Genomic DNA, 23,123 nt, shown 5'->3' on the forward strand with positions numbered 1-23,123 from the left:
TGCCCTGCCGCGCTTGGCGAAGACGCTGCGCGGACACGGGCGGATCGTCGGGCCGTCGTCCGTTCTGACGGGACATGCCGATGGAACATCGTTCCATCCGCGCCGTTCCGTTTCGCCGTGCGACGTCCTGCAGGTTTTTCATCCGATCTCTACGACAATCAATAAGACGAACAAGGGCCGGAATCTGTGGCTCGGGAGGAGGGCGGAATGACGCATCCAACCGGATGGGGTCTGATAGGAGCAAGTAATGTCGCGCGGGAATGGATCATCGATGCGATCCGTGCCCAGCCCGGCGGCGAAGTTCGCGCGGTACTCAGCAGCGATGTCGGGCGCGGGGCGGCATTCGCCCAGGCCAATGATATCGCCTGTCACACGACGTCGCTACAGGATCTGTTGTCCAGGCCGGACATCGACGCGGTCTATATCAGCACCGGCAACCGGTTGCACTTCGAACAGGCCATTGCAGCGGCACGGGCGGGAAAGCATGTCATGTGCGAAAAACCGTTGGCCCTGTCTGTGGAAGACGCAAGCGAGATGGTGCGCATCTGCAACCATGCGGGCGTCGTCCTGGGGACCAACCATCATCTGCGCAATGCCGCCACGCACATGGCCATCCATGGCCTGATCGAGGACGGGCGGATCGGCGGGCTGATCGCGGCGCGGGTGTTTCACGCCAATTTCCTGGCTGCCGCCCTGCAGGGATGGCGCGTCAACGAGCAGGATGGCGGCGTGCTCCTGGACAGCACGATCCACGATATCGACACGCTGCGTTTCCTGTTCGATGAAAATCCCGTCAGCGCCTTCGCCATGACGCAGAGCGGGCGCCTGGCGCGGGACGGGATCGCCGACGGCATCATGGCCATCCTGCGTTTTCCCGGCGACGTGCTGGTGCAGATTCATGGCGGCTATACCACGCCGTTTTCGCCCGGCGGCATCGAAATCATGGGCGAGCGGGGCATCATCATCGGCCGCGACTGCATGAGCCAGCGGCCGATCGGCACCGTGTCGGTGCGCGATGCCGATGGCGAGCGTGAAATCGCCTTGAAGCATCATAATCTTTACCATCGCGCCTTCGGCCTGTTCACCAGTGCCATCCATGGCGATGGCCGACCCGCCGCCAGCGGCGAGGATGGCGTCGCCTCGCTTGCCATCGCGCTGGCCCTGCGCGAATCCGCCCTAACCGGGCGCGAGATCGGGATCAATGTGCCATGAAGCAGCCAATTTTCGCCGGCGCCGCCCATGGGGGCGCCTCCATTATCCGGTCGCGCGCGCCGCAACGCGAGGCGGTGCTGTCCAGCCCTGAGATCACCGTGGCGGACCTGCGCCGCGCGGCATGGACCAGTTCGCTGGGCAGTGCACTGGAATATTACGATTTTGCGTTGTACAGCCTGGCGTCGGCGCTGGTATTCGGCCCGCTGTTCTTTCCGCACCAGAGCAGGAGCGTCGGGTTGATCGCCAGCTTCGCGACGTATTTCCTGGGATTTGCCGTCCGTCCCATCGGCGGTGTCCTGTTCGGCATGATGGGCGATCGTTTCGGGCGCAAGCTCGTCCTGCTGATCACGGTGACGCTGATGGGCGGCGCCAGCACCGCCATCGGCCTGATCCCCACCTACGCGAGCATCGGCATCTGGGCGCCGGTCATGCTGATCATGATGCGCCTGCTGCAAGGTCTCGGCGCCGGGGCGGAACAGGCCGGGGCCGCCGTGCTGATGACGGAATATGCCCCGACGGGCAAGCGGGGTTTCTATGCCGCCCTGCCGTTCCTGGGCATTCAGATCGGCACGGTGATCGCCGCCATCGTCTATTTCGCGCTGCTGTTCCATGTGACCGACGTGCTGGGAAGCTGGCTGTGGCGCCTGCCGTTCCTGCTCAGTTCCGTCATCCTGCTCGTTGCCCTCTATATGCGTCTGACGCTCAAGGAATCGCCGACCTTCGCGGGGATCGAGGAGGAGGAACGCGCCCGATCGATGTCCCTGCCCGAGGTGGTGCGGGAATCGTGGAAGACGATCCTGCTGGGCATGGGCCTGCGCATGGCCGAAAATGGCGGGTCTTCGATCTATCAGGTCCTGGCCGTCAGCTATTCGGTCAACGTGGTGGGCATGCGCAATGCCACCGGCGCGCTGTCGCTGCTGTGCGCGGCCGTCGTGGGGGCCTGCGTGATCCCGGTGGCGGGCATGCTGAGCGACCGGTTCGGGCGCATCGTCGTCTATCGCGGGTTCGCCATCCTGCAACTGGTGGCCGCCGTTCCGGTCTGGTACGCGCTCAGCTTCGGCTCTCTGCCGCTGACGATCGCGGCGCTGTCGCTGGCGCTGGGCTGCGCCACCTGGGGCATGTTCGGCACCCAGGGCGCGCTGCTGCCGGAAATGTTCGGCGCGCGCCATCGATATCTGGGCGTTTCGCTGACGCGCGAGGTTTCGGCCGTGCTGTCCGGTGGGCTGGCGCCGCTGGTGGGGTCCGTCATCATCGCGATGGTCAGCCGCCATGAGGCCGCGTCGGCCCATCCCGGCCTGATCGCGTGGCTGCCGCTGGCGCTGTATGTGATGGTGCTGGCAGCCATCACGATCGTGGCCACCCTGTTCGCCCCGGAACCGCGTAACCGCGACCTGCTGGACCGGCGGGACCTGATCAATAGCTGATCTCCATGGATATCGGGCGTGCATGGGCAGGAAATACTGTCTTGAGGAGCATGGCGTGAGCGTTTTCTCCGGTCGGTCGACCGACCTGTTGACCGGATCGTTCCTGCGGGTCCGTGCCGGCGCGCCCCTGCTGGAGCATGTGCCCGACGGGTGCGAGGTGCCTTCGGCGGACGCGGCCTATCGGGTGCAGCATGCGACCATTCACGCCTTGGGCGGGCGGATCGCGGGGTGGAAGGTCGGCGCCCGCACGCCGGAATCCGAACCGTTCGCGGCCCCCATCCTGGCCGCGACGCTGTTCGATGGTGGCACCATCCTGCCGCCCGGCCTGTGCCGGCATATCGGGGTCGAGGCCGAAATCGCCTACCGGTTCGGACGCGCCCTGCCGCCGCGCGCCGTACCCTATACGGCCGGCGAGGTCTGCGACGCGATCGTGTCGGTCCATACCGCCATCGAGATCATCGATACGCGCTTCGCCGTTCCCGGCAGCCAGCCCGCACTGGACCATCTGGCGGACCAGCAGAGCCATGGCGCCCTGTTCGTGGGCCCAGGCATCACCGACTGGCGGCCCCTGGTGCCGCTGGAGGAACGGGTGACCCTGACCGTCGGCGACCGGGTGGTGGCGGATCATGTCGGCGGCAATTCCGCCGGCGACCCGATCCGTACCCTGGTCTGGCTGGCCGGGCATGCGGCCCGTCATGCCGGGGGGCTGGCCGCCGGTACGATCGTCACGACCGGATCGACCACCGGCACCCTTTTCGTCGACCCTGGCACGCATGTCCGCGCGACCTTCGCGCATCTGGGCACGCTGTCGCTGACCTGTGGCTGATCCTGGAGGCTTTTGAAGCTGCCCCTTAATTCCACCTGAACCGGAGAGCCTGAATGAAACCTGCCATTCTCCTGATCGAGCCGATGCTGCCGCAGATCGAAAAAGCCCTGGACGACGCCTATGTCGTGCATCGTTTCACCGATGTCGCGTCGCTGGCGGACGTGGCCGGATCGATCCGCGGCATCGCGACCGGCGGCGCGACCGGCGTGCCCCCCGATGTGATGGCCGCGCTGCCCGAACTGGGGATCATCGCGATCAACGGGATCGGGACCGACGCGGTGGACCTGAACAGGGCGCGCGAGCGCGGCATCCGCGTCACGACGACGCCCGGCGTGCTGACCGCCGATGTCGCCGATATGGCGCTGGGGCTGATCCTGATGGCCTGCCGGGGCCTGGGCACCGGCGACCGCTATGTCCGTGCCGGATCGTGGGGCAGGGAACCGATCGCGCTGGGTCATGCGGTGACGGGGAAGCGGCTGGGCATTCTGGGCCTGGGGCAGGTCGGGCGCGCGATCGCCGCGCGGGCCGGGGGCTTCGACATGCCGGTCGCCTATCACGACATCCGCGAAATTCCCGAAAGCGGCCATACATATTTCGCCGACCTGGCCGAGTTGGCGCGGCATAGCGACATCCTGGTCGTCGCGGCATCCGGCGGCGCGCAGTCGCGCAACCTCGTCGACCGGACGGTGCTGGAGGCCCTGGGCCCCCGCGGCGTGCTGGTCAACGTCGCGCGCGGCAGCGTCGTGGACGAGGATGCGCTGGTCGCGGCATTGCAGGCCGGCACGCTGGGCGCCGCCGGGCTGGATGTGTTCCAGCACGAGCCCCATGTCCCCGAGGCGCTGATGACGATGGACAATGTCGTCCTGCAACCCCATCGCGCCAGCGCCACGGTGGAAACGCGCCTGGCGATGGGCGACCTGGTGGTCCGCAACCTGGCGGCCTGGTTCGGCGGGAAGGCGCTGCTGACCCCGGTCGTGTAGCCGTCATGGTGCTGCCAGGCCCGGCATGTCCTGCCGGGCCTGGTGGGCGGACGGGATGGGGATATCGTTTCCATTGTTCCAGGTGATCCGATGGACCGGCGCGGCGGCGAAGCGTCGGCCGCGCCGATCCGCATGGCGTTCATCCGATCAGAGAAAAAACAATGCGCTCCTCAATGTCGCATGCGTGCCGCTACCTTGCGCGGCCTATGTGGATCGTGGCGGCCCTGGCCGTCCTGTGCTGCCATCCGGCCCGCGCGCAATATCGTGGTCCGGTCGCCCTGACGGCGCCGTCCTTCTCGCTCGACACGCCCACGTCCTATGCGAACACGCCGTTCACCCCGCCGGTCGAGCATATCGTGCCGGCCTGGGGCAGCATCATCCGGAACCTCAATCGCAAGGGGATCGGCCTGGTCATCGACTATACCAGCGAAAGCGCACTGGCGCTCGATGGCGGCCATCCCGGCGACGCGGGTTATGCGCACCAGATCGGCGTGCAACTGGACGTGGACTGGCAGAAGCTGGTCGGCTGGCGCGGCTTCGTGACCCATGCGGTCATCGTCAATCGCGCCGGTCACAACATGGCCGCCGATTTCGGCGACAGGTCGCTCAACGGATTCCAGGAGATCTATGGCGGCGGCGGCAATACCGCCGTCCACCTGGTCTACGTCTACGGCACCCAGAACCTGTTCCATGACCGCGTGCAGGTCGCGATCGGCAAGATGCCGGTCAATATCGATTTCTCGGCGTCGCCGCTCTTCTGCACGTTCATGAACAAATCCATGTGCGGCAACCCCAAGTCGCTGACCCGCGGCGCCGCGGGGTTCGGTACTTATCCGGGTTCGACCTGGGGGACGCGGGTGCGATACTGGCCGATGCACGGGGTCTACGCGCAGGCGGGGCTGTACGGCGTCAATCCGTACCTCAATACCAACCGCTACGACCGCACCGGCTTCAACTTCAACACGAACCTCTATACGGGCATGTATATTCCGGTCGAAGTCGGCCTGATTCCATCCTTGGGAAAAAACCAGCTCGTCGGCCACTACAAGCTGGGCATCGCCTACGATTCGTCGAATTATGCCAATAACTACTATGACATCAACGGCAATCCGCTGGCGCTGACACGCAAGGCCGCGCAGATGGACAACGGCAAGACGCAGATCTGGCTGGAAGGCGACCAGATGCTGATCCGCAACGGTCATGGCCCGCTCAACGGGTTCTACCTCATGGCCGGTCTGGTACGCAACACGCCGGAAAGCGGCCCGTATCTCTACGAATATTATTTCGGGCTGGTGGACCGGGGTTTCTGGCGCGCACGTCCCGACGACACGTTCGGCATCGAGGTCTCGCGCACCACGGCCAGTCCCGAACTGGTCGCAACGCAATGGCTGGATTACGATGCCGGGCGTTCATTGCCCGCCAACGCAACCTATCCGCAAAGCCATATCAGCGTTCTGGAAGCCACCTATAACATCCATGTCTGCCAGGGGCTTTCGATCCAGCCCGACTATCAGCGGATCATGCGGCCCAACCTGCAACGCAACAAGCCCGCGATCGACGCGATCGGCCTGAAGATCCACGCGACGCTCTGACCGTGGCGGAGCGTGACCCGGAACATGAATGGCCGCCGGGAGACCGGTCACGTCTGGCACGCACGGCCGAGGCGGATTGTCCCTTGCAATGCGTCGGGCTCACCCGGCTGGACGACGGTCCCGCTTTGCTTTCGAATGCCGGCTGGATGTGATGAGGCGCTCATTCTGGCGGAGGTGCGACCGTGGCTCATGAACTCAATCGCGGGCGGGTGTCGCCGGCGATCCTGCGCAATGCCGATCTCGACACGGAAGAGATCTGGCGGGCCCGCGTGGACCTGGCCGCCTGTCTGCGGGCGGCGGCGCGGCATGGACTTGAAGAGGGGATCTGCAATCATTTTTCCGCCCTCGTGCCGGGACATGCCGATCTGTTCCTCGTCAATCGCCTCGGCTGGGCTTTCGGGGAGGCGACCGCGTCCAGCCTGCTGATCTGCGACTTCGACGGCAACGTCCTGTCAGGCGACGGCGAACCGGAGGCGACGGCCTTCTTCATTCACGCCCGGCTGCACAAGGCGGTGCCGCGTGTCGGCGCCGCGTTTCATACGCACATGCCCAATGCGACGGCGCTCGGCATGATCGAGGGTGAACCGCTTCTCTGGGCCGGGCAGACCGCGCTGAAATTCTACGGGCGCACTGTGGTCGACGAGGATTATAACGGCCTTGCGCTCGATGAGCGGGAGGGTGATCGCATAGCCGCCGTGCTGGGGGACAACGACATTCTGTTCATGAGGAATCATGGTGTCATGGTCTGCGCGCCGAATGTCGCGGAGGCCTGGGATGATCTCTACTATCTCGAGCGGGCGGCGGAAGTGCAGCTCAAGGCCATGAGTGCCGGACGGCCCCTGGTTCCGGTCAGGCCGGAGGTTGCCGCCGCCGCGGCAGGACAGATGCGGGCAGGCGATCCGGAAAGCGCACGCCTGCATCTTGAAAGCATCAAGCGCGTGCTGGATGCCCAGGCACCCGGCTACAGACTTTGAACCCGAGATAGGCGAGGGGCTGCCGTCATGATGCGGCCAGCGTCGTGGCAACGGCCTGATCGAGATCCGTGTGCGGCTCCGTTCCCAGAAGTGTGACAAGACGGGAATTGTCCAGCCGCACGGCATGGTTCCAGAACGGGCGGACTTCCATGACCTCGCGCGGGAATCCGCCGAACGGCGAGAGCGCGCGCATCAGCCACCAGGGAAAGCGACGGACGGGCAGACGTGGCGCGTGGGCAGCCCGCCGGATCGCGGCGGCCATGTCTGAACCGTCCGCATCCCAGAATCCGGCGAACTGGACACATTCAGCCGGCTGCAGGCGGCCGGCCGGTAATTCCAGCAGACGTACGATGGCCTCGGCCAGGTCCGGAACATAGGCCCAGGCGTGACCGATGCCGGGTGAGCCGGGATTGATGATCCGCCTCAGGGGCGGCTTTGCCATGGCCTGGGCGAACCAGCTCTGCCCGACATCCGGCCCGAAGAAATCGCCGGCCCTCGCGATCAGGCTCGGAACATCAGGCGCCGCACGGGTAAGGCGGCTTTCGAGTTCCACCCGGATCGCGCCCTTCTTGCCTTTGGGACGCTGCGGGGTCTCGCCATCGACCAGCGAGATTTCAGCCGGGTCGTAGTTGTAGATCGTGCCCGGCAGCACGATGCGCGCGCCTCCTGCCGCCCGTGCCGCGGCAATCGTGTTGTCGATCATGGGCAGGACCGTATTCTCCCAGTCCCGGTAGCCGGGCGGATTGACGCCGTGAAAGATGACGGAGACGCCCCGCGCCGCCCGGGTGACGTCGTCGCGCGACATGGCGTCCCCCTTGATCCAGTGCGGAGCCTGCGCGTCCTTCCATCCCGTCGCTGCCCGGTCGGGCGTGCGGACCAGTGCGCGCACCTGCCACCCCCGTTTCAGCATCGCACGCGTCACGGCGCCGCCCACCCCGCCGGTGGCACCGAGAACAAGCATTGTCTTCGTCATGTTGGAGACTCCCGTGTTTTCGGGAAGGATCAGTGATTCCGAGCCTGGTGGAAATTGACAGAAAAAATCATTCCGCTCATCAGAAAACGATGAGCAATGCGACACCGAATTGGGAAGACCAGCGTGCCTTCCTGGCCGTTCTCGACACCGGCAGCCTGTCGGCGGCGGCGCGATTGCTCGGGCTGACACAGCCGACTGTGCGTCATCGGATCGAGGCGCTGGAACAGGCCGTGGGGCAGCCGCTCTTCGTGCGCGGCGTGAACGGCCTGACGCCCACCGAAAACGCGCGGGACCTGGCAGGCTATGTCCGCCGCATGGATTTCGCTTCGGCGGCCTTTCATCGTGCGGCGGCCGGCGTTGCCGGAGAGGTGGCCGGAACCGTACGGATCAGCGTGGCGGAATTCATGGGCATCGAGGTGCTGCCGCCGATGCTGATGTCTCTTCGCGCACGCTATCCGGCGCTCGCCATCGAACTGGTGCTGAGCAACGAAACGGCCGATCTTCCGAGCCAGGAGGCGGACCTGGCCATCCGCATGCATCGTCCCCGGCAGGAGGCGCTGATCGCGCGACATGCCGGCCGGATTCCTCTGGGCTTCTTTGCGACGTCCGCCTATCTGGAGCGGCACGGCACGCCCCGCGGCACGGCGGATCTGGCCCGTCATGCCCTGATCGGGTCCGACCGCGCGCAGGCGGATCGGGCTTTTGCCCGTACGCTGGAAGAAAGGTTGGGCCAGACATTGCCCTTCACCTTCCGGACGGACAGCCATCCCGCGCAACTGGCGGCGATGCGCGCCGGCCTGGGGATCGGCGTGACGCAGATCCCGATCGGGGAGCGCGATCTCATTCGGGTGATGCCGGACCTGGTCGTTGCCGAACTCGATACCTGGATCGTCGCGCACGAGGATCTGCGTCACAGCCGCCGGGTTGATGCGGCGTTCCGGCATCTCGCCGGGGCTCTTGCCCGCTATTGTCGAGATGGCGTGGTGTCGTGATCCGGTCGATCAGGGCGTGCAGGGATGGCGCCCCCGGGGGCACGGCGGTCTGCGCGGTCGCGGCCATGATCGCCAGCGCGTCAGCGGAGTTGATCGATATATTCGACGTGTTTCTCCACCTCGGCGCGCGTCAGCCACAGGTCGCGCAGGGTCTTGTTGCTGAGATAGGATAACTGGTCGGTGTGATGTGGCGAGCCCGGCTGGCTGGAATTGCCGTAGCTCAGCAATCCCTTTGCCCTCATCGGGGTGGAGAAGCTGACGAGAGACACCCAGGTTTCGCCATGGAACGGTGTCCGCTCACCGTCTTTCATCGGCCCCCAGGTGATGGTGCGGAAGATTCCGGTGTTCCCGAACCCTCCGTTGCCCGGCAGGTTCACATTGTCCAGATGAAAGCGCGAGACCTCCCCCAGGGGCCGATCGATCGCACCATAAAGCCGTCGCGTCTCAACGGCAGCCTGTGCGAGCAGGTCCACGGCCTGCGCCGGGTTCTTCAGGCCCGACGGGGTGTGGATCGGGTCCTCCAGCGACCATGGCGTTGCGAAGTTCCGGAGGTCGGAAAGTTTCGGGCCCATGAACAGGCGTGCCCAGGTCTCGAACAGAAGGGCGCCTTTGCTGTCGGCATCATCCGCGCCATCCCAGGCACTCAGGACCCGGACGGCGTCCCTGACGTCGCGGCGATTATCGTGCGCGGCGGCCGCCAGAAGGTCGGGCAATACGCGCTGCGCCATAAGCGCGTGCGTATTGAGCTTTTTCGACACGATATCATCGAACGACATCTTGTCGTTGCCCGCCAGCATCGTCGCCGACATCTGGGCACGGAACGTCATCGGTCCCGTCACGGCGACATAGGCCGGATAGGCCTGAGGGTATAATACGCGCGGATAGGTTGCCACCCACGGCGGGTCGTTGGCATTCTGGACGAAACCGGTCGACGGATCGATGATTTTCGGAAGGTCTTCGTAGCCGACGATGCCCTTGGGGATATTATCGGATGTGTCGCCGCGAACGTAGCCGTTCCAGTCATTGAAATCCCCGCTTTCATGCTTCGGCAGGATTCCATTGTCCAGATACATGATATGGCCGTCGCGATCCGCATAGACGATGTTGAACATCGGAATCTGCAGCGTCTTGAGCGCGGTCTGGAACTGGTCGAAATTATGCGCCAGCGCCATGTCCCAATATTGCCGGAGCATGCCGGGGCGATCGAGGCCGGCCACATAGAGGGCGAAGGAACTGCCATCGGCCCGCTTGAAAACCGGCCCCTGCACGGCGTAATGCTGCGCGAAGCTTTTCGTCGCAACCGTTCCATCCGGCATCTTCACTTTGTAGGACAGGGTCTTCGTCGTAAAGGCGTGCTTCCTGCCATCCAGACGATAGCCGTCGCCATCGGGCGTCAGCGTATAGCGGGTGGCGCCCAGGATCGTATTGACGGTGTTGGTGAAGGCGACATCCCGGGTAAACGCGAAGCGCAGGATCGGCAGCCCCACCTGTGTCGCGCCGTAAATGCTGAATCCCGGGCCGCTGATCTGGGCTTCGTAATAGGTGTAGAAGGCCGTGGCCCACGGCAGATGCGGGTTGGCCAGCAGGACCGCGTGACCGTCGGTGGTACGTGAGGGGGCGATGGCCCAGGCGTTCGATCCGCCCGCCGCGCGCGCCGGCGGGTCGGGCAGCATCTTCTCTTCGGCGGCGATATAGACGTAATTCATCAGGCGAAGGGCGTGGGCAATGACATCCACACCGCTGACCGGCAGGACGGGTTCGACGTCGCTGGCGATTTCGTTCGGGTGGCTGGCTGCGTAATCGTTGATTCCGCGCGCGAACGCATCCATGTCCTTGCGGAAATCGGGTGTCTGCTGCGTGTACCAGGTCTTCGCGCGGTCATAGACGCCATTGGCAAGCAGCCAGCGGTCGGACTCTTCCTCTTTCGGCCCCCAATATTCCGCCGCCCGCCCACGGGCCGTTCCGTAAAGGCGCAACAGGATGTCGGCGTGGCTATGGGCCTGCGCCCATCCGAAACCGTAGAAGGCCCCGGCCTGGGTGCGGGCATAAACATGCGGGACCCCGAACGTGTCCCAGAGAATCTCGCCCTGGCCCGTTCCCGTCGCGGGGGCGGCCAATCCCCGGCCGCCCATGGCCAGGGACGAGCAGACAGCACCGAGATAGAGCGCGGATTTCCACTTTTTATGGAGGGAAGGCACAAATATGCTCCTGAACATCATCTGCATGCGTCGTCTTTTGTGTCTGTCGGCGGCAACCCGGAATGGCTGTCAGAAATTCACCCCGACGCCGTCGTAACAATATCCTCCGGTGGCGTGGAAAGGAGAAAACCCGGTATACTGGTCCCGGCCCGGCAAGGCATTGAAGGTCCCGTTGGCCGCGAGATACTGGTTGAAGAAAGCGTTGGCACCGATCCGATACTGACAAATGTATTGAGATTCAGGGTGATGTCCATATCGGCGATCGGCCGGCGCCGAGGCGCGTCTGGAGCGGCACGCCTGCGCGGCGATCCGCTCGGGCGGCCCGCAACGCTTGTCCGCCCTGGTGCGTTGGGCTGGTGTCCATCTGGACAGGAGGATGTGGCCATGGCTCCGCGGGCAAGCTGGAAGGGCGCGCTCAGGATCGGGAAGCTGACCTGCCCGGTTGCGCTCTTTGCGGCGGTGTCGACGTCCGAACGGATTGCCCTGCACCTGATCAACCGCGAGACGGGGAACCGGGTGCATCGGCATTATGTCGACAGCGAGACCGGTGACGACGTGGATCGGGACGATCAGGTCAAGGGATACGAGACGAAGAACGGCGACATCGTCCTGCTCGATCCCGAAGAAGTCGCGGCCGCCGTGCCCGACAGCGACAAGATGCTCGCAGTCTCCGCCTTCGTCCGCTGCGAAGAGATCGACGACGTCTATCTGGACCGGCCCTATTACCTCAGCCCTGCCGACCCTGCGGCGGAAGAGGCGTTCGCGCTGATCCGGGCGGGCCTCGATCAGCAGAAGGTCGCGGCACTGGCCCAGACGGTTCTGTTCCGGCGTGTGCGCACGCTGCTCATCAGGGCCTATGGGGACATCCTGATCGCGACGACCCTGAACTTCGATGACGAGGTGCGCTCATCCCAGGACGCCTTCAAGGACATTCCAGACCACCATATGCCCCAGGAGATGCTGGATCTGGCGGCGCATATCATCGACACCAGGAAGGGCCATTTCGACCCGTCGGCATTCGAAGACCGGTACGAGGCGGCCCTCGCCGCACTGGTCGAGGCCAAGCTGAAAGGAAGGAAGCCCGCGCCGCCGCCCCGCCCGGCCGAGGGCAAGATCATCAACCTGATGGACGCCCTGCGCGAGAGTGCCGGCGCGGCACACCCCCCTGCCGGGAAAAAGACCCGATCGCGCTCCAGGCCCGCGCCGGGCCGCAAGGCGGGCTGACCCTATGGCACTGGAGACCTACCGCCAGAAGCGCGACTTCACCCGGACCCTGGAGCCGGCGGGGGAGGGCAGCCGGGCCGAGGGGCACCGTTTCGTCGTCCAGAAGCATGACGCGCGGCGGCTGCATTACGATTTTCGCCTTGAACTGGGCGGCGTCCTGAAAAGCTGGGCGGTGACCAGGGGGCCGAGCCTGATTCCGGGCGAAAAGCGCCTGGCGGTCCATGTCGAGGACCACCCGCTGGATTATGGGGATTTCGAGGGCACGATCCCCAAGGGCCAATATGGCGGCGGGACGGTGGCGGTGTGGGACCGCGGGACCTGGACGCCGCTCGAGGACGCGGAAAAAGGGTTGTCCAAAGGCCATCTCGACTTCGAACTGCACGGCGAGAAACTCGCCGGGCGCTGGCATCTGGTGCGGATGAAAGGCCGGCCAAGCGACAAGCGCGACAATTGGCTTCTGATCAAGGGCGACGACGAGGCGGCCCGGAGCCCCACCGATCCGGACATCCTCGAAGAGCAGCCCAATTCCGTCAAAACGGGCCGGACGATCGCCGAGATCGCCAACGGCGCGCCGCCAACCGAGCGGACGAAGACAGCGCGAAAAGCAACCGAACCGGCACCGAAAGCGCAGAAAGATGCGCCGTCCACCATTCAGGACCCGCAGCAGATCAGGGGGGCAAAGCCCGGCGATCTGCCGGCGTTCGTCGAACCCGCCTTGGCCACCCTGGTCGCCAGACCACCCTCGGGGCCGCGCTGGATTCACGAAATCAAGTTCGACGGCTATCGGCTGGAGGCCCGGATCGAGCAGGGCGTGCTCAAGCTCCTGACACGGAGCGGCCTGGACTGGACCGCGAAATTCGGTTCCGCCGTTTGCGACGCGCTGGCGGCGCTGCCGGTCCAGACGGCCCTGATCGACGGCGAACTGGTGGTCGAAATCCGCTCGGGCGCCAGCGATTTTTCGGCGCTGCAGACCGATCTCAGCGAAGGGCGGACGGACCGTTTCGTCTTCTATGCCTTCGACCTGCTTTACCTGGACGGGCAGGACCTTCGTGCGGCGACATTGACCGACCGCAAGACCGCGCTGCGCCGCCTCATGCCGGAAACGCCCGGCATCCTGCGGTTCAGCGAGGATTTTGCCGATGATGGCGCGCTGGTCATGCGCCATGCATGCCGCCTCGGCCTGGAAGGTATCGTGTCCAAACAGGCGGACGCCCCCTATCGCTCCGGTCGGGGCAGGATCTGGGTCAAATCGAAATGCTCCGCGCGGCAGGAATTCGTCATCGGCGGCTATGTGCTTTCGACCACAGGCCACAAGAGCGTGGGCTCCCTGGTGCTTGGCGTGCATGACGCGCAGGGACTGCGCTATGTCGGGCGCGTCGGCACCGGGTTTTCGGCCCCTGTGGCGGAGGATCTGTTTCGCGCCCTGGACGCCACCAGGACGACCGGAAGCCCCTTTGTCGACCGGCTTTCCGCGGCGGAAGCGCGTGGCGTGCGCTATGTGCGCCCCGAGTGCGTGGCGGAAGTGGAATTCCGTGCCTGGACGGCGGATGGCCGGCTTCGGCATGCGTCCTTTCGTGGTATCCGTGACGACAAGCCAGCAGCGGAGATCGTACGTGAAATGCCCGTGCCGGACATATCGCCCCGCAAAGCCGGAGCAGAGCAGAAACGCACCGTCGCACTGACCCATCCGGACCGGGTATACTGGCCGGATGCCGGCGTCACGAAGGAAGGGCTGGCCGATTACTATGCCGCCATATGGCCGCGCATCGCGCCGTTCATCGTCGATCGGCCCCTGGCGCTGCTGCGGTGCCCGGAAGGGGTCGAGGGGCCACGCTTCTTTCAGAAAAACGCCTGGAAGGGCATGAATGCCCATATCCAGGCGCTGGACGATCCAGCCAGTGAGGAGGAGGAGCATCTGATCGGCATTCACGATCTCGATGGCCTCATGGGGCTGGTGCAAGCGGCGGTGCTGGAAATCCACCCCTGGGGCGCATCCTGCCGCGACTGGGAAAGACCCGACGAACTGGTGATGGATCTCGACCCCGGCGAGGGCGTCGCATGGGCGCAAATCATCGCCGCGGCGCGGCAGGTGCGCGAGCGCCTGGAGGCGTCGGGCCTGACGGCCTTCGTCAAGACCTCCGGCGGCAAGGGGCTGCACGTGGTGGCCCCCCTGAAACCCGAGGCGGACTGGGAGGCGGCCAAGGCCTTCTCCCGAACGCTGGCGCAGACGATGGCCGCCGATCATCCGGACCGGTTTATCGCGACCATCACCAAGTCGAAGCGTCACGGGAAAATCCTGCTCGATTATCTGCGTAACCAGCGTGGCGCGACCTCGGTGGCGCCTTACTCCACGCGCGCGCGCGCCGGCGCCCCCGTCTCGATGCCGCTGGCCTGGGACGAGCTGGGGGAGATCACCGGATCGGCGCAGTTCACGGTGGGCAATGCGATGGCGCGGCTCTCCTCGCTGCGTACCGACCCGTGGGAGGGGTTTCACGCGGCGCGGCACCCGCTCGCGTAACCGGCCCTAGGCTTTATGGCCTTTCGCTGATTTCAGGCTCGCCTTGAGCGCGTCCATGATGTTCACGACGTGATCGGCCGGCGCCGTAGCACTCCGGTTGATCGGCTTCTTCGGCCGGGCGCGCCTCTTGGCGTCGATAATCCCTTGCAGGCGCGCCTGTACCGGGTCGCGGATCATGTCCGGGTTCCAGGGCCGCATGCGCTCGCCAATCACTTGCCCGAGCAGGGTGACATCCTGCCGGTCCGGCTCCGGCATCTTGTTCGCCGGCACATAGTCGCCCGGGTCGCGAACCTCCTCGCCATAGCGGAGCGTCCAGACCACGATCCCCTTGCCGCGCGGCTCCAGCAGAACGGCATGCTCCCGCCGATACAGCACCAGTCGGGCGATGCCGACCGTGCCCGTATGGCGCATGGCATCGCGAATGACGGCAAACGCTTCCTCGCCGACCTTGTCGTCGGGCATGAGGTAATGGGGCGTATCGTACCAGATCCAGCCGATCTCCCCGGCATCGACGAAGCGTTCGATATCGATGACATGCGTGCTTTCGAGGGCAACGGAATCCAGTTCCTCATCCTCCAGCAGCACATACTGGTCGCCCCCGCGCGGGTAGCCTTTCACGAGGTCCTCGTCATCGACCGGCTTGCCGGTCGCGGCGTCACCATATTGCACGACCACACGATGGCCGGTCCTGCGGCTCATCATGTGAAAGCGGATGCGCTCCGTCTCGGTGGTGGCAGGGGTCATGGATACGGCGCAGGTCACGAGGGAAAGCTTCAGATGGCCGGTCCAGAAGGGTCTCGGTGCCATGGCTCGGTCCTCATTCACTGGTTTCCACCACGGGATTGCCCATATCGGAACGGAGGCCACGGCATGCCCGCCTGCGGAAAGGAGCCGTTCCATGACCGTCCGGAAGACTGCCGACCATCCCGCGAAGACGGCACGCTGGTCGGCAGAGGTGACCCACCACAGCGATGCGCTGGACCTCGAGCCCGATCTCTTCAAATCCGACGACCCGCACCGCATTGCGGAATCCCTGAAACAGTCCGCCGAGGCCAGCACGCGCCGCAAGGCCACGCCCTTTCGTTCTGCGATGTCGATGCTGGTTTTCTACATCAACAGGGCAGGGCGCTCGCTTCCTCCCGAGAGGCGCCGGGTTCTCGACCGCGCCAAGCAGGAACTCCGCCGGGTATTCGGACGCCAAGGCTGAACCCGCACCGCTTCAGTTCTCCATGCCCTATTCCTGCGCGTTCTTCCTGCGCGTCTCGGCAGCCTTCTTCGCGGACGCCGAGCGTTCCTCGGCCGACCGGTGGGCGGAGGCCGCACCCCCCAGTCTGCCCCCCTTGCGAGACGGCTCATGCGTCACCTCACGCCCCCGTCCCGAGCCACTCTTCTTGCCGCCACCGGTTTCCTTGTTGACGGTGGCCCATGCCCGGCGCTCGGCTTCCTCCTCGCCGACGCCGCGCTGCTCATAGCTCTGCTCGATATGCTCGGCCTGTCTCTTCTGCTTGTCCGTATAGGCGGACTTATCGCCACGCGGCATGGTTCATGCTCCCGCTCGCAACAGATCGCTGCCGCCTTCTGCCCTTCGGTCGGGACGAGACGACGTCTGGTGACAAGGCTGGAGAGCGGGAAAAGTTCTCTCTGCGGCCGTCGCAGGATGATGGATCGTCCATTCTCCATCCGATCTGGTAATGATCGAAATATCGGAGAAGGGGAAGGTCGATATAAAATATTTTACAATAAAAATGAACTATTTCATTATACAATAAAAGTATTTAAATGACGAAATATTGAGCCGATATAATTTCGGAACCTCTCTCCCCACTGTGCGTAGCAGGAGGACGATGTCGGGCGTGGGCGGTCGATCTCCCGGACCGGCGATCCTGACACCCCGTCAGCAACGGCGGCGAGGAGAGGGCTCATGACCAAGGGTAAGAAGTCGGGAGACGTGCCGGTGGCGAAACGCATCAGGTAGCGGGCGGAGACGTCGTAACCCTGACGACCGCAAAGGGCGCACCGGTCGCCGACGACCAGAACACGCTGCGCTATGGCGCCCGCGGCCCCGCGCTGCTGGAGGATTTCCATTTCCGCGAGAAGATCTTCCACTTCGACCACGAACGCATTCCCGAACGTGTGGTCCACGCCCGCGGGCGACCCGGCATGCCCTGCCGCGACCCCACTATTCTGTCGCGATCGAGGCCGGATGTTCGATCGGCGAGTTGACCCGGCTGCTGTCGTGGCGCTGCGATCGCGCCATCGGTCTCGATCTTTCCGCCGTCGCGCCGGACGAAATTCGAGATCTCACGCAGCGGGGTCGCGACGAACTGGTCCCCCGGCGGCGACTGTGCACTCGTCAATTATCTCGGACCAACGGGGGAAAGTCTGCAAGGCGACGAAGCTGCCGAGCTTTTCATCACATCCATGAAGGCACTCGCCGGGATCCGGCAGGGGAATGGGCCGTGATGGCCCTGCCTTCTCTCCATGGACAATACAGATCACGGGTTGCTGTTATCCCATCGGTCCTGATCAGGCTCCGCGATCTTTCCAGACGCTGACGGCATCAATGCCGGTTCTCAGCAGTTCTGCCGCACGGGCCTGCGTATCGGCCTCGACATAGACGCGCAGTTCCGGGGCGTTGCCCGACGGACGCAGGTGGATGATCTCGCCATTGGCGAAAGTCATGCGCAATCCATCCGTCTGGTCGACATGCGCCAGATCTTCGGGCGTCCGGATAAAGCCCAGCGCCATCGCGCCTTCGGCGGGATGGCTGGCGAGCTTTCCGATTTCCGCCAGACTTTGCGCGGTCGGCATGTTCTCCAGCCGGTCGCTGAGCGTGAAGCGCGGCGGCAGCGTGGCGACGAGGGCGGCAAGGCCGGTCTTTTCCCGGCGGGCTGCGACCAGGGCGCACAGCATCGGCAGCACGGCGTCGCGCGTCGGCAGCGCATGCAGCGTCCGGCCGTCCTTCCCGATATCCGTCGCCAGCAGGAAGCCGCCATTGGCCTCATAACCGACGGAGGGCGTGATGCCGGCCTCGGCGGCGTCGGTCATGGCGGCGACGACGAACGGCGAGCCGATGCGGGTGCGCCGGACATCCCGCGCGAAGCCGCTCTTCTCCAGTGCCGTATTGCTGCTGACGGGCGTGGTGACGGCAGCGGCGCCGAGAAAGCGCGCGGCCAGGATACCCAGCACATCGCCGCGCAGCCAGTTGCCCTGGGCGTCGGCCAGCAGGGGACGGTCGGAATCGCCGTCGGTCGTCAGGATGGCATCGAGCGTGCCGTCCGCCGCCCAGTCGCGGGCCAGGGCGGCATCCTCGGGGCGCACGGCCTCGGTATCGACGGGGATAAAGCTCTCCGCACGGCCCAGGGGCACCGCCGTGCCGCCCAGGGCCTCGACTACCCGTACCAGCACATCGCGGCCGACCGCGGAATGCTGATAGACACCCAATCTCAGGCCGGACAGCGCATCCGCGCCGAAGAATGCACGATAGCGCGCGACATAGCCGGGCACGACATCGGTCAGCTCGGGCAGTTCGACCGGTGCGACCAGGGCGCCGTCAGCATCGAACCAGCCTTCGGGCAGGTCCACGTCCAGCGTGCGCATGGCGGCTTCGTCTGATTTCAGGAACTCGCCGCGCGCGCGGTTGAACTTGATGCCGTTGCGGTCGGCGGGGATATGGCTGCCCGTGACCATCAGGGACGGATATCCCTGCGCGAATGCATGCAGGCACAGTGCGGGGGTGGGAACATACCCGCAGAAGACCGGCTCGCCCTCCATATGCCGGATGGCGGCCACGCAGGCGCGCAGGATGCGGGGCGTGCTGGGGCGCAGATCGCCCGCGACCGCGACCGGCGTGCCGGGTGCAAACTCGCCGAGCGTTGACAGATGCCGAAGATAGCCGACCGTATAGGCGAAGCAGACCGCATCGGTCATCGCGGTGACAAGGCCCCGGGCGCCACTGGTGCCGAAGGCAACACCGGACTGAGTCATCCACTCGGCTATCTTCATGAGACACTCTTTCGCAAGAGACGATGATCCATCATCTCATCTTGAGGGAAAACCATCTCCGGCAAACGCGCGGCACGGTCTACGTTTCCATGCGTCGTCAGGGTGGTTAAGCGTTCCAAAACAGTTCCGTGGCCCCTGTACCATCAGCATCGAAGATCGTCCAACCCCGATGACCCGGCGTCTTCCCGTCCCTCGCGCAGCCGGGGGGGGAAGTCTTCAGGGTTCTCCTGACCCGGCTGTGGGGCGGGGAGGATTGAGGGCCTGGGCGGCGACATAGCCGGCCGTCACGCTGGCCATGCCCAGCGTGACGGACAGCACGATATTGAGCAGCGCCCGCCCGGGCGCCCCGCCGCGCAGCAGGTCCAGCGTCTGGAGCGTGAAGGATGAAAAGGTCGTGTATCCGCCGCAGATGCCCACCATGAACATCAGCCGGGCGGTATCGGGCACCTGGAAGCGGGCATTGCCGACCGTCAGCGCGCCGAAGAACGCAATGGCGAACGATCCGGACAGGTTGATCAGGATCGTTCCCCAGGGAAGGCTCTGGCTGATGCGCGCGGTCGCCAGACCGACCCAGTAGCGCATCAGGGTGCCGCAGGCACCAGCCAGGGCGATGCCGAGAGTCGTCATGATGTTGGAATTCATGCGATAGGGTCTTCGATACCGTGATGACAGGTCAGGATGGGCAGCGTGGCGTGGGCGAGCAGATCGCGCGTCGGGCCGCCGAACAGGAATTCCAGGAAGCGCGAATGCGTATAGGCGCCCATGATCAGCAGGTCGCCCCGCGCGGCCAGCGCATGGGTGCGGATCTCCGCGCCGATCCTGTCACGAGGGGCCGCGAAACGGTCGATCGTGACCGGCACGCCGCGATCGGCCAGCATCCGGGCCCGGTGCGGCGGCGCTTCGGCCGTGTCATGTGCCGTGCCGATCAGGAAGGTGACATGTTCGGCCGCGTCCAGAAGCGGCTGGGCCGCGTCCAGGGCCCGGTCGAGGGCGGGTGAGGGATGCCATGCGACGACCGGGCGCCGGCCGACGGTATCGCAGGCCTGCAAGGGGGCGATCAGGACCGTGGCACCCGCATCGTACAGGGCGCCGGAAAAGGCCTGGCCGATCGTCTGCCGGTCATCCGCACATGGGCGGCTGATGACGGCCAGATCGGCCAGTCGGGCCTCCCGGGCCACGATCTCGCGGATATCGCCGGCCATTTCGACCCATTCCACCTTGGCGGCGCTCGGGTGGCCGGCCGCCCCGATCCACTGGCGGGCAATGTCGTGCAGCCGCTTCGCGCGGCTGGCGACCTCGGCGGCGAAGGCCCTGCGCTGGTCGGGGGTGGGGATGCCTTCGTCCGGCGCCTGGAAAGCCGGGTCGATCGCCGGCTTGGGATGAAGCAGGCGGATGTCGTGCCCATCCAGCCGCCTGGCCAGTTCCCCTGCGGCCTGAAGCGTGGACAGGGCGGTCTCCGGCCGGTCCAGAATGGCAAGTATGCGCATCGCGGCCCCTTCCGTCAGAGATTTCGGACCGGGACGATATGTAACCCATGCCGGCCATGGGCGCGAGCCAGAGGCGAGGTCACGGGACCATCGTGGAATGAGAGCATCGAGAGCATATGGACGGATTCCTCCCTTCACGCCCTGTCGGGCCGGGTAGGAATCATCAGCCTCGGCGGCGAGGCGGTTCGACCCCCGAAGGGTCAGGCAGAATCCATTGCCGTCCCCAAGAGAGGCATCGGGGACGGCTTTGTGTCAAGCGCGCGGGCTGGCGGCGCACGCGTCCGCCAGCCCGCGCGGGTCAGAAACGCTGTTCGATGCCGGTCAGGATGGTGCGGCGCAGCCCGTATTGCGGCGCACCGACGCCGATGCCCGAGCCGCTGCGCAGTTCGTAGCGTTTGTCGAACAGGTTGATCACGTCCAGGCGCAACTGGGTGCGCTTCAGGAACGGGATATGGAACAGATCCCGGAACGACTGGACGGCGGACAGGTTGAACGTCGCATATTGCGGGATCACGCCCCCGTTGGGAATGTCGCTGTCCTGGCGCAGGCCGCTGCCATAGACCATCGTCGCCGACAGGCGCAGCGGGTGGCCGGTTCGGTAGAAGGCCGTGTAGCTGCCGCCGGCCGACGCCGTCCAGCGCTGGTCATGGTCCAGATGGACCCAGCGATGCTGGATATAGGCCAGGTCGGCCGGGTCGAAATTCCATTGGGCGGTGTCGATGTCCTTGCCGATCGCGCGCGACCAGGCAAAATTGCCGTAGACGGTAAAGGGCCCATGTTCGTAATCGGTGGCGAATTCGTAGCCATGGACCTGCCCGCGCCGGTAATTGAAGGCGGACAGGATGATGGGCGACCCGAACTGGCCTTCGTCGATCAGGTTCTTCGCCAGCTTCACATAGGCGTCGAACGAGGCATGCCAGCCGGGCAGGATCTCCTGGGCGAAGCCGGCATCGAAATAATGGTCGCGCTCCGCCTTGACGGTCGTATTCTGGAAATTGGCCGGTGCAGCCGACGTGTTGGCGAATTTTCCAAGCTGCGCGCCGCTCAGGAGTTCGAACGGGGGAGGGGTGAAATAGCGCGAGTAACCGGCATGGAACGTGCCGCCATGCCAGGGCTGATAGACGATGTTGATGCGCGGGCTGACCTGCTTGGAATGGGTATATTCATCCACCCCGTCGAAACGCAGCCCGTAATTGATGGTCAGGTTGCGCACGGGGCGCCATTCATCCTGGGCATACAGGCCGTAGAGCCATCCGGTGCGGCCATTGCCGTCATGGATGGAGACAGGCTGGTCGCCAAAGATCGCGCTGCCGTCATCATCGATGCCGGTCTGCGGGTAGACGGTGGAATCCGTCTTGGAGATCGTGCGTTCGACATAGATCTGGTAGCCGAAACGGACCGTGTGCTGCGCATCGGCATGCCACGTCACGTCGGTCTGCGAACCGGACGAGAAGACCGAGCGCTGGGCGCGCTGGGCGATGCCGTTATAGACCAGGTCCCCCAGCGGATCGGGGGAATAGCCCAGTGAGCTGTAGCGGACCACGGCCGAACTTTGCAGGCTGATACTGCCGATATCCTTTTGTAGAGACAGGATTCCGAAATCGGTGATCTGCTTCTGGCGTTCGTTCAGGCTGGCGCTGTCGACGCTGCCGTACAGATTCTGCGACAGCGCGCTGTCGAGGAAGGACGGGTTGGCAAACTGCCTCTGCTGTCCAGGATTGTTCGGAAGCTGATATTCGGCGTTCGATACGCCGGCCGTCAGGCTGATGCGCGTGTCGTCATCGGCCGTATAGCGCAGATGGCCGAGGAAATGGTACTGGTTCGTCAGATCGTGCAGGGCATTGAAATCCGGCGTCGGATTTTCGACGCCCACGCGATCATGCACGAAATCGGCGGTCGCGAAATAATCCCATCGTCCGGCATGGCCGCCATATTGCAGGGACGGAAAGAAGTAATCGCGTGCGCCACCATAGATCGACACGTCCCCGCCCGGATCGGCGCTGCCGGTCTTGGTGGTGATATCGATCACGCCGGCCTGCAGGAAGCCGTATTCGCTGGGCAGCGCACCCGTCGTCAGCGACATGGAATGGGCAAAGCGCGTCATCAGCGTCTGGCCGAAGACGCTCATGCCTTCGGGCAGCTCCACGCCGTCCAGGCGGAACTGCACTTCATTATGGTCGCCGCGAACATGGATCTGCCCATAACTGTCCTGCGCGACGCCGGGGGCCTGCAACAGGACGGAATTCAGCGGCGCGTTGTCGCCGCCGGGAATGGTTTCGATATCGCGCCGCGTGAAACGATAGGTGGTGGCGCCCGTGGATGATTGGAGTGCCGCGCGCGTCACGTCGAGATGCGCGTTGACCAGGATATGTTCCTCGTTGGCGGCGGTCGCCTCCACGCTGCCGTCGGGCAGGATACGGTCGGTCGCGGGCGTGGCGGTGAAGGAGGACCGGGACGATGTCCCCTTTGGGGCGGTCGTGTCCGATGTCTGGCCGGACGGAGCGGAAGGTGGGGACTGATCCGGGGCCCCCGCACGGGCTGCCTGCGGCAGGGCCAACGCGGTTCCTGCAAGCAAAACGGCCATGCGAAGCGCAGGTCGAGACGGGGTCATCAAGGCGATCCTGTTCGTATGAAACTCCTCTCAGCCTATAAGTGGTATGTTATAATGTTGCAATTCATGGGTGGGAAAAGAGCGAACAGCCGAGCAATATGTTGTAT

18 protein-coding genes, 1 pseudogene and 1 riboswitch are annotated in these 23,123 nt (G+C 64.9%); of the genes and pseudogenes, 11 read left to right on the forward strand and 8 right to left on the reverse strand.

The window, feature by feature from the left end; genetic code table 11:
• Positions 1 to 207: 207 nt before the first annotated feature.
• The 6 genes from HLH36_RS08285 to HLH36_RS08310 all read left to right on the forward strand — a co-directional run bounded on the left by HLH36_RS08285 (position 208) and on the right by HLH36_RS08310 (position 7,008).
• On the forward strand, positions 208 to 1,212 hold the full coding sequence (locus HLH36_RS08285) for a Gfo/Idh/MocA family protein (protein WP_182985922.1): 1,005 nt from the start codon (positions 208 to 210) through the stop codon (positions 1,210 to 1,212).
• On the forward strand, positions 1,209 to 2,636 hold the full coding sequence (locus HLH36_RS08290; RefSeq protein ID WP_182985923.1) for an MFS transporter: 1,428 nt from the start codon (positions 1,209 to 1,211) through the stop codon (positions 2,634 to 2,636). The genes HLH36_RS08285 and HLH36_RS08290 overlap by 4 nt, the downstream gene beginning before the upstream one ends.
• Before the next feature lie 22 nt (positions 2,637 to 2,658).
• Positions 2,659 to 3,462 carry a 2-keto-4-pentenoate hydratase gene (locus HLH36_RS08295; protein WP_220792755.1) on the forward strand — a complete coding sequence of 268 codons (804 nt, stop codon included), beginning with the start codon at positions 2,659 to 2,661 and terminating at the stop codon, positions 3,460 to 3,462.
• 53 nt (positions 3,463 to 3,515) lie between these two features.
• The gene (locus HLH36_RS08300) at positions 3,516 to 4,442 is read left to right on the forward strand and encodes a 2-hydroxyacid dehydrogenase (protein WP_182985924.1); all 927 of its coding nucleotides are present in this window, start codon (positions 3,516 to 3,518) and stop codon (positions 4,440 to 4,442) included.
• 173 nt (positions 4,443 to 4,615) lie between these two features.
• Positions 4,616 to 6,034 (forward strand): carbohydrate porin, encoded by a 1,419-nt coding sequence (locus HLH36_RS08305; protein WP_246376578.1) that lies wholly within the window; start codon positions 4,616 to 4,618, stop codon positions 6,032 to 6,034.
• Positions 6,035 to 6,216: 182 nt separating this feature from the next.
• Positions 6,217 to 7,008 carry an aldolase gene (locus HLH36_RS08310; RefSeq protein WP_182985925.1) on the forward strand — a complete coding sequence of 264 codons (792 nt, stop codon included), beginning with the start codon at positions 6,217 to 6,219 and terminating at the stop codon, positions 7,006 to 7,008.
• 25 nt (positions 7,009 to 7,033) lie between these two features.
• On the opposite strand, the gene HLH36_RS08315 is transcribed toward HLH36_RS08310, so the two are convergent.
• Positions 7,034 to 7,981, reverse strand: coding sequence for an NAD(P)H-binding protein (locus HLH36_RS08315; protein ID WP_182985926.1), 948 nt, complete (start codon positions 7,979 to 7,981; stop codon positions 7,034 to 7,036).
• A gap of 89 nt (positions 7,982 to 8,070) precedes the next feature.
• Between HLH36_RS08315 and HLH36_RS08320 the strand changes: the two genes are divergently transcribed.
• Entirely contained in the window at positions 8,071 to 8,973 is a 903-nt protein-coding gene (locus HLH36_RS08320) for a LysR family transcriptional regulator (protein ID WP_182985927.1), read from the forward strand.
• A gap of 80 nt (positions 8,974 to 9,053) precedes the next feature.
• On the opposite strand, the gene HLH36_RS08325 is transcribed toward HLH36_RS08320, so the two are convergent.
• Positions 9,054 to 11,171 (reverse strand): penicillin acylase family protein, encoded by a 2,118-nt coding sequence (locus HLH36_RS08325; RefSeq protein ID WP_220792756.1) that lies wholly within the window; start codon positions 11,169 to 11,171, stop codon positions 9,054 to 9,056.
• Between the two features lie 384 nt (positions 11,172 to 11,555).
• Here HLH36_RS08325 and ku (HLH36_RS08330) point away from each other — a divergent pair, with 384 nt between their 5' ends.
• Together ku (HLH36_RS08330) and ligD are read left to right on the forward strand one after the other, a co-directional pair.
• The gene (gene ku, locus HLH36_RS08330) at positions 11,556 to 12,395 is read left to right on the forward strand and encodes a non-homologous end joining protein Ku (RefSeq protein WP_182985928.1); all 840 of its coding nucleotides are present in this window, start codon (positions 11,556 to 11,558) and stop codon (positions 12,393 to 12,395) included.
• Between the two features lie 4 nt (positions 12,396 to 12,399).
• Positions 12,400 to 14,913 carry a DNA ligase D gene (ligD, locus tag HLH36_RS08335; protein WP_182985929.1) on the forward strand — a complete coding sequence of 838 codons (2,514 nt, stop codon included), beginning with the start codon at positions 12,400 to 12,402 and terminating at the stop codon, positions 14,911 to 14,913.
• A 6-nt stretch (positions 14,914 to 14,919) separates the two neighbouring features.
• On the opposite strand, the gene ku (HLH36_RS08340) is transcribed toward ligD, so the two are convergent.
• Complete coding sequence (gene ku / locus HLH36_RS08340) at positions 14,920 to 15,720, reverse strand: non-homologous end joining protein Ku (RefSeq protein WP_182985930.1); 801 nt, start codon at positions 15,718 to 15,720, stop codon at positions 14,920 to 14,922.
• Between the two features lie 91 nt (positions 15,721 to 15,811).
• Between ku (HLH36_RS08340) and HLH36_RS08345 the strand changes: the two genes are divergently transcribed.
• Positions 15,812 to 16,120, forward strand: coding sequence for a DUF3175 domain-containing protein (locus HLH36_RS08345; RefSeq protein WP_182985931.1), 309 nt, complete (start codon positions 15,812 to 15,814; stop codon positions 16,118 to 16,120).
• A gap of 27 nt (positions 16,121 to 16,147) precedes the next feature.
• Here the strand turns inward: HLH36_RS08345 and HLH36_RS08350 are convergent, their stop codons facing one another.
• The gene (locus tag HLH36_RS08350) at positions 16,148 to 16,453 is read right to left on the reverse strand and encodes a plasmid stabilization protein (protein ID WP_182985932.1); all 306 of its coding nucleotides are present in this window, start codon (positions 16,451 to 16,453) and stop codon (positions 16,148 to 16,150) included.
• Between the two features lie 404 nt (positions 16,454 to 16,857).
• Here HLH36_RS08350 and HLH36_RS08355 point away from each other — a divergent pair.
• Positions 16,858 to 17,064 (forward strand): annotated as a pseudogene (locus HLH36_RS08355) (catalase); the annotation flags it as partial.
• Between the two features lie 375 nt (positions 17,065 to 17,439).
• On the opposite strand, the gene HLH36_RS08360 reads toward HLH36_RS08355, so the two are convergent.
• The 4 genes from HLH36_RS08360 to HLH36_RS08375 form a co-directional block, all read right to left on the reverse strand.
• Entirely contained in the window at positions 17,440 to 18,900 is a 1,461-nt protein-coding gene (locus tag HLH36_RS08360) for a phosphomannomutase (protein WP_182985933.1), read from the reverse strand.
• A gap of 234 nt (positions 18,901 to 19,134) precedes the next feature.
• Positions 19,135 to 19,560, reverse strand: a complete 426-nt coding sequence (gene crcB / locus HLH36_RS08365; RefSeq protein WP_182985934.1) for a fluoride efflux transporter CrcB — start codon at positions 19,558 to 19,560, stop codon at positions 19,135 to 19,137.
• Entirely contained in the window at positions 19,557 to 20,405 is an 849-nt protein-coding gene (locus HLH36_RS08370; RefSeq protein WP_182985935.1) for a universal stress protein, read from the reverse strand. Before HLH36_RS08370 ends, crcB begins: the two co-directional genes overlap by 4 nt.
• A 147-nt stretch (positions 20,406 to 20,552) precedes the next feature.
• A riboswitch (Fluoride riboswitch) is annotated at positions 20,553 to 20,633 on the reverse strand.
• Positions 20,634 to 20,703: 70 nt separating this feature from the next.
• The gene (locus HLH36_RS08375; RefSeq protein ID WP_246376579.1) at positions 20,704 to 22,989 is read right to left on the reverse strand and encodes a TonB-dependent receptor; all 2,286 of its coding nucleotides are present in this window, start codon (positions 22,987 to 22,989) and stop codon (positions 20,704 to 20,706) included.
• Positions 22,990 to 23,123 lie beyond the last annotated feature (134 nt).

It is taken from the genome of Gluconacetobacter aggeris (assembly GCF_014174395.1).
Taxonomy (GTDB): Bacteria; Pseudomonadota; Alphaproteobacteria; order Acetobacterales; family Acetobacteraceae; genus Gluconacetobacter; species Gluconacetobacter aggeris.

Bases quoted from the DNA above. Each gene is read 5' to 3' on its own strand.
- HLH36_RS08285 (WP_182985922.1), top strand. From the start codon at position 208: ATGACGCATCCAACCGGATGGGGTCTGATAGGAGCAAGTAATGTCGCG.
- HLH36_RS08290 (WP_182985923.1), top strand. From the start codon at position 1,209: ATGAAGCAGCCAATTTTCGCCGGCGCCGCCCATGGGGGCGCCTCCATT.
- HLH36_RS08295 (WP_220792755.1), top strand. From the start codon at position 2,659: ATGGGCAGGAAATACTGTCTTGAGGAGCATGGCGTGAGCGTTTTCTCC.
- HLH36_RS08300 (WP_182985924.1), top strand. From the start codon at position 3,516: ATGAAACCTGCCATTCTCCTGATCGAGCCGATGCTGCCGCAGATCGAA.
- HLH36_RS08305 (WP_246376578.1), top strand. From the start codon at position 4,616: ATGTCGCATGCGTGCCGCTACCTTGCGCGGCCTATGTGGATCGTGGCG.
- HLH36_RS08315 (WP_182985926.1), bottom strand. From the start codon at position 7,981: ATGACGAAGACAATGCTTGTTCTCGGTGCCACCGGCGGGGTGGGCGGC.
- HLH36_RS08320 (WP_182985927.1), top strand. From the start codon at position 8,071: ATGAGCAATGCGACACCGAATTGGGAAGACCAGCGTGCCTTCCTGGCC.
- ku (WP_182985928.1), top strand. From the start codon at position 11,556: ATGGCTCCGCGGGCAAGCTGGAAGGGCGCGCTCAGGATCGGGAAGCTG.
- ligD (WP_182985929.1), top strand. From the start codon at position 12,400: ATGGCACTGGAGACCTACCGCCAGAAGCGCGACTTCACCCGGACCCTG.
- ku (WP_182985930.1), bottom strand. From the start codon at position 15,720: ATGGCACCGAGACCCTTCTGGACCGGCCATCTGAAGCTTTCCCTCGTG.
- HLH36_RS08345 (WP_182985931.1), top strand. From the start codon at position 15,812: ATGACCGTCCGGAAGACTGCCGACCATCCCGCGAAGACGGCACGCTGG.
- HLH36_RS08350 (WP_182985932.1), bottom strand. From the start codon at position 16,453: ATGCCGCGTGGCGATAAGTCCGCCTATACGGACAAGCAGAAGAGACAG.
- HLH36_RS08360 (WP_182985933.1), bottom strand. From the start codon at position 18,900: ATGACTCAGTCCGGTGTTGCCTTCGGCACCAGTGGCGCCCGGGGCCTT.
- crcB (WP_182985934.1), bottom strand. From the start codon at position 19,560: ATGAATTCCAACATCATGACGACTCTCGGCATCGCCCTGGCTGGTGCC.
- HLH36_RS08370 (WP_182985935.1), bottom strand. From the start codon at position 20,405: ATGCGCATACTTGCCATTCTGGACCGGCCGGAGACCGCCCTGTCCACG.
- HLH36_RS08375 (WP_246376579.1), bottom strand. From the start codon at position 22,989: ATGGCCGTTTTGCTTGCAGGAACCGCGTTGGCCCTGCCGCAGGCAGCC.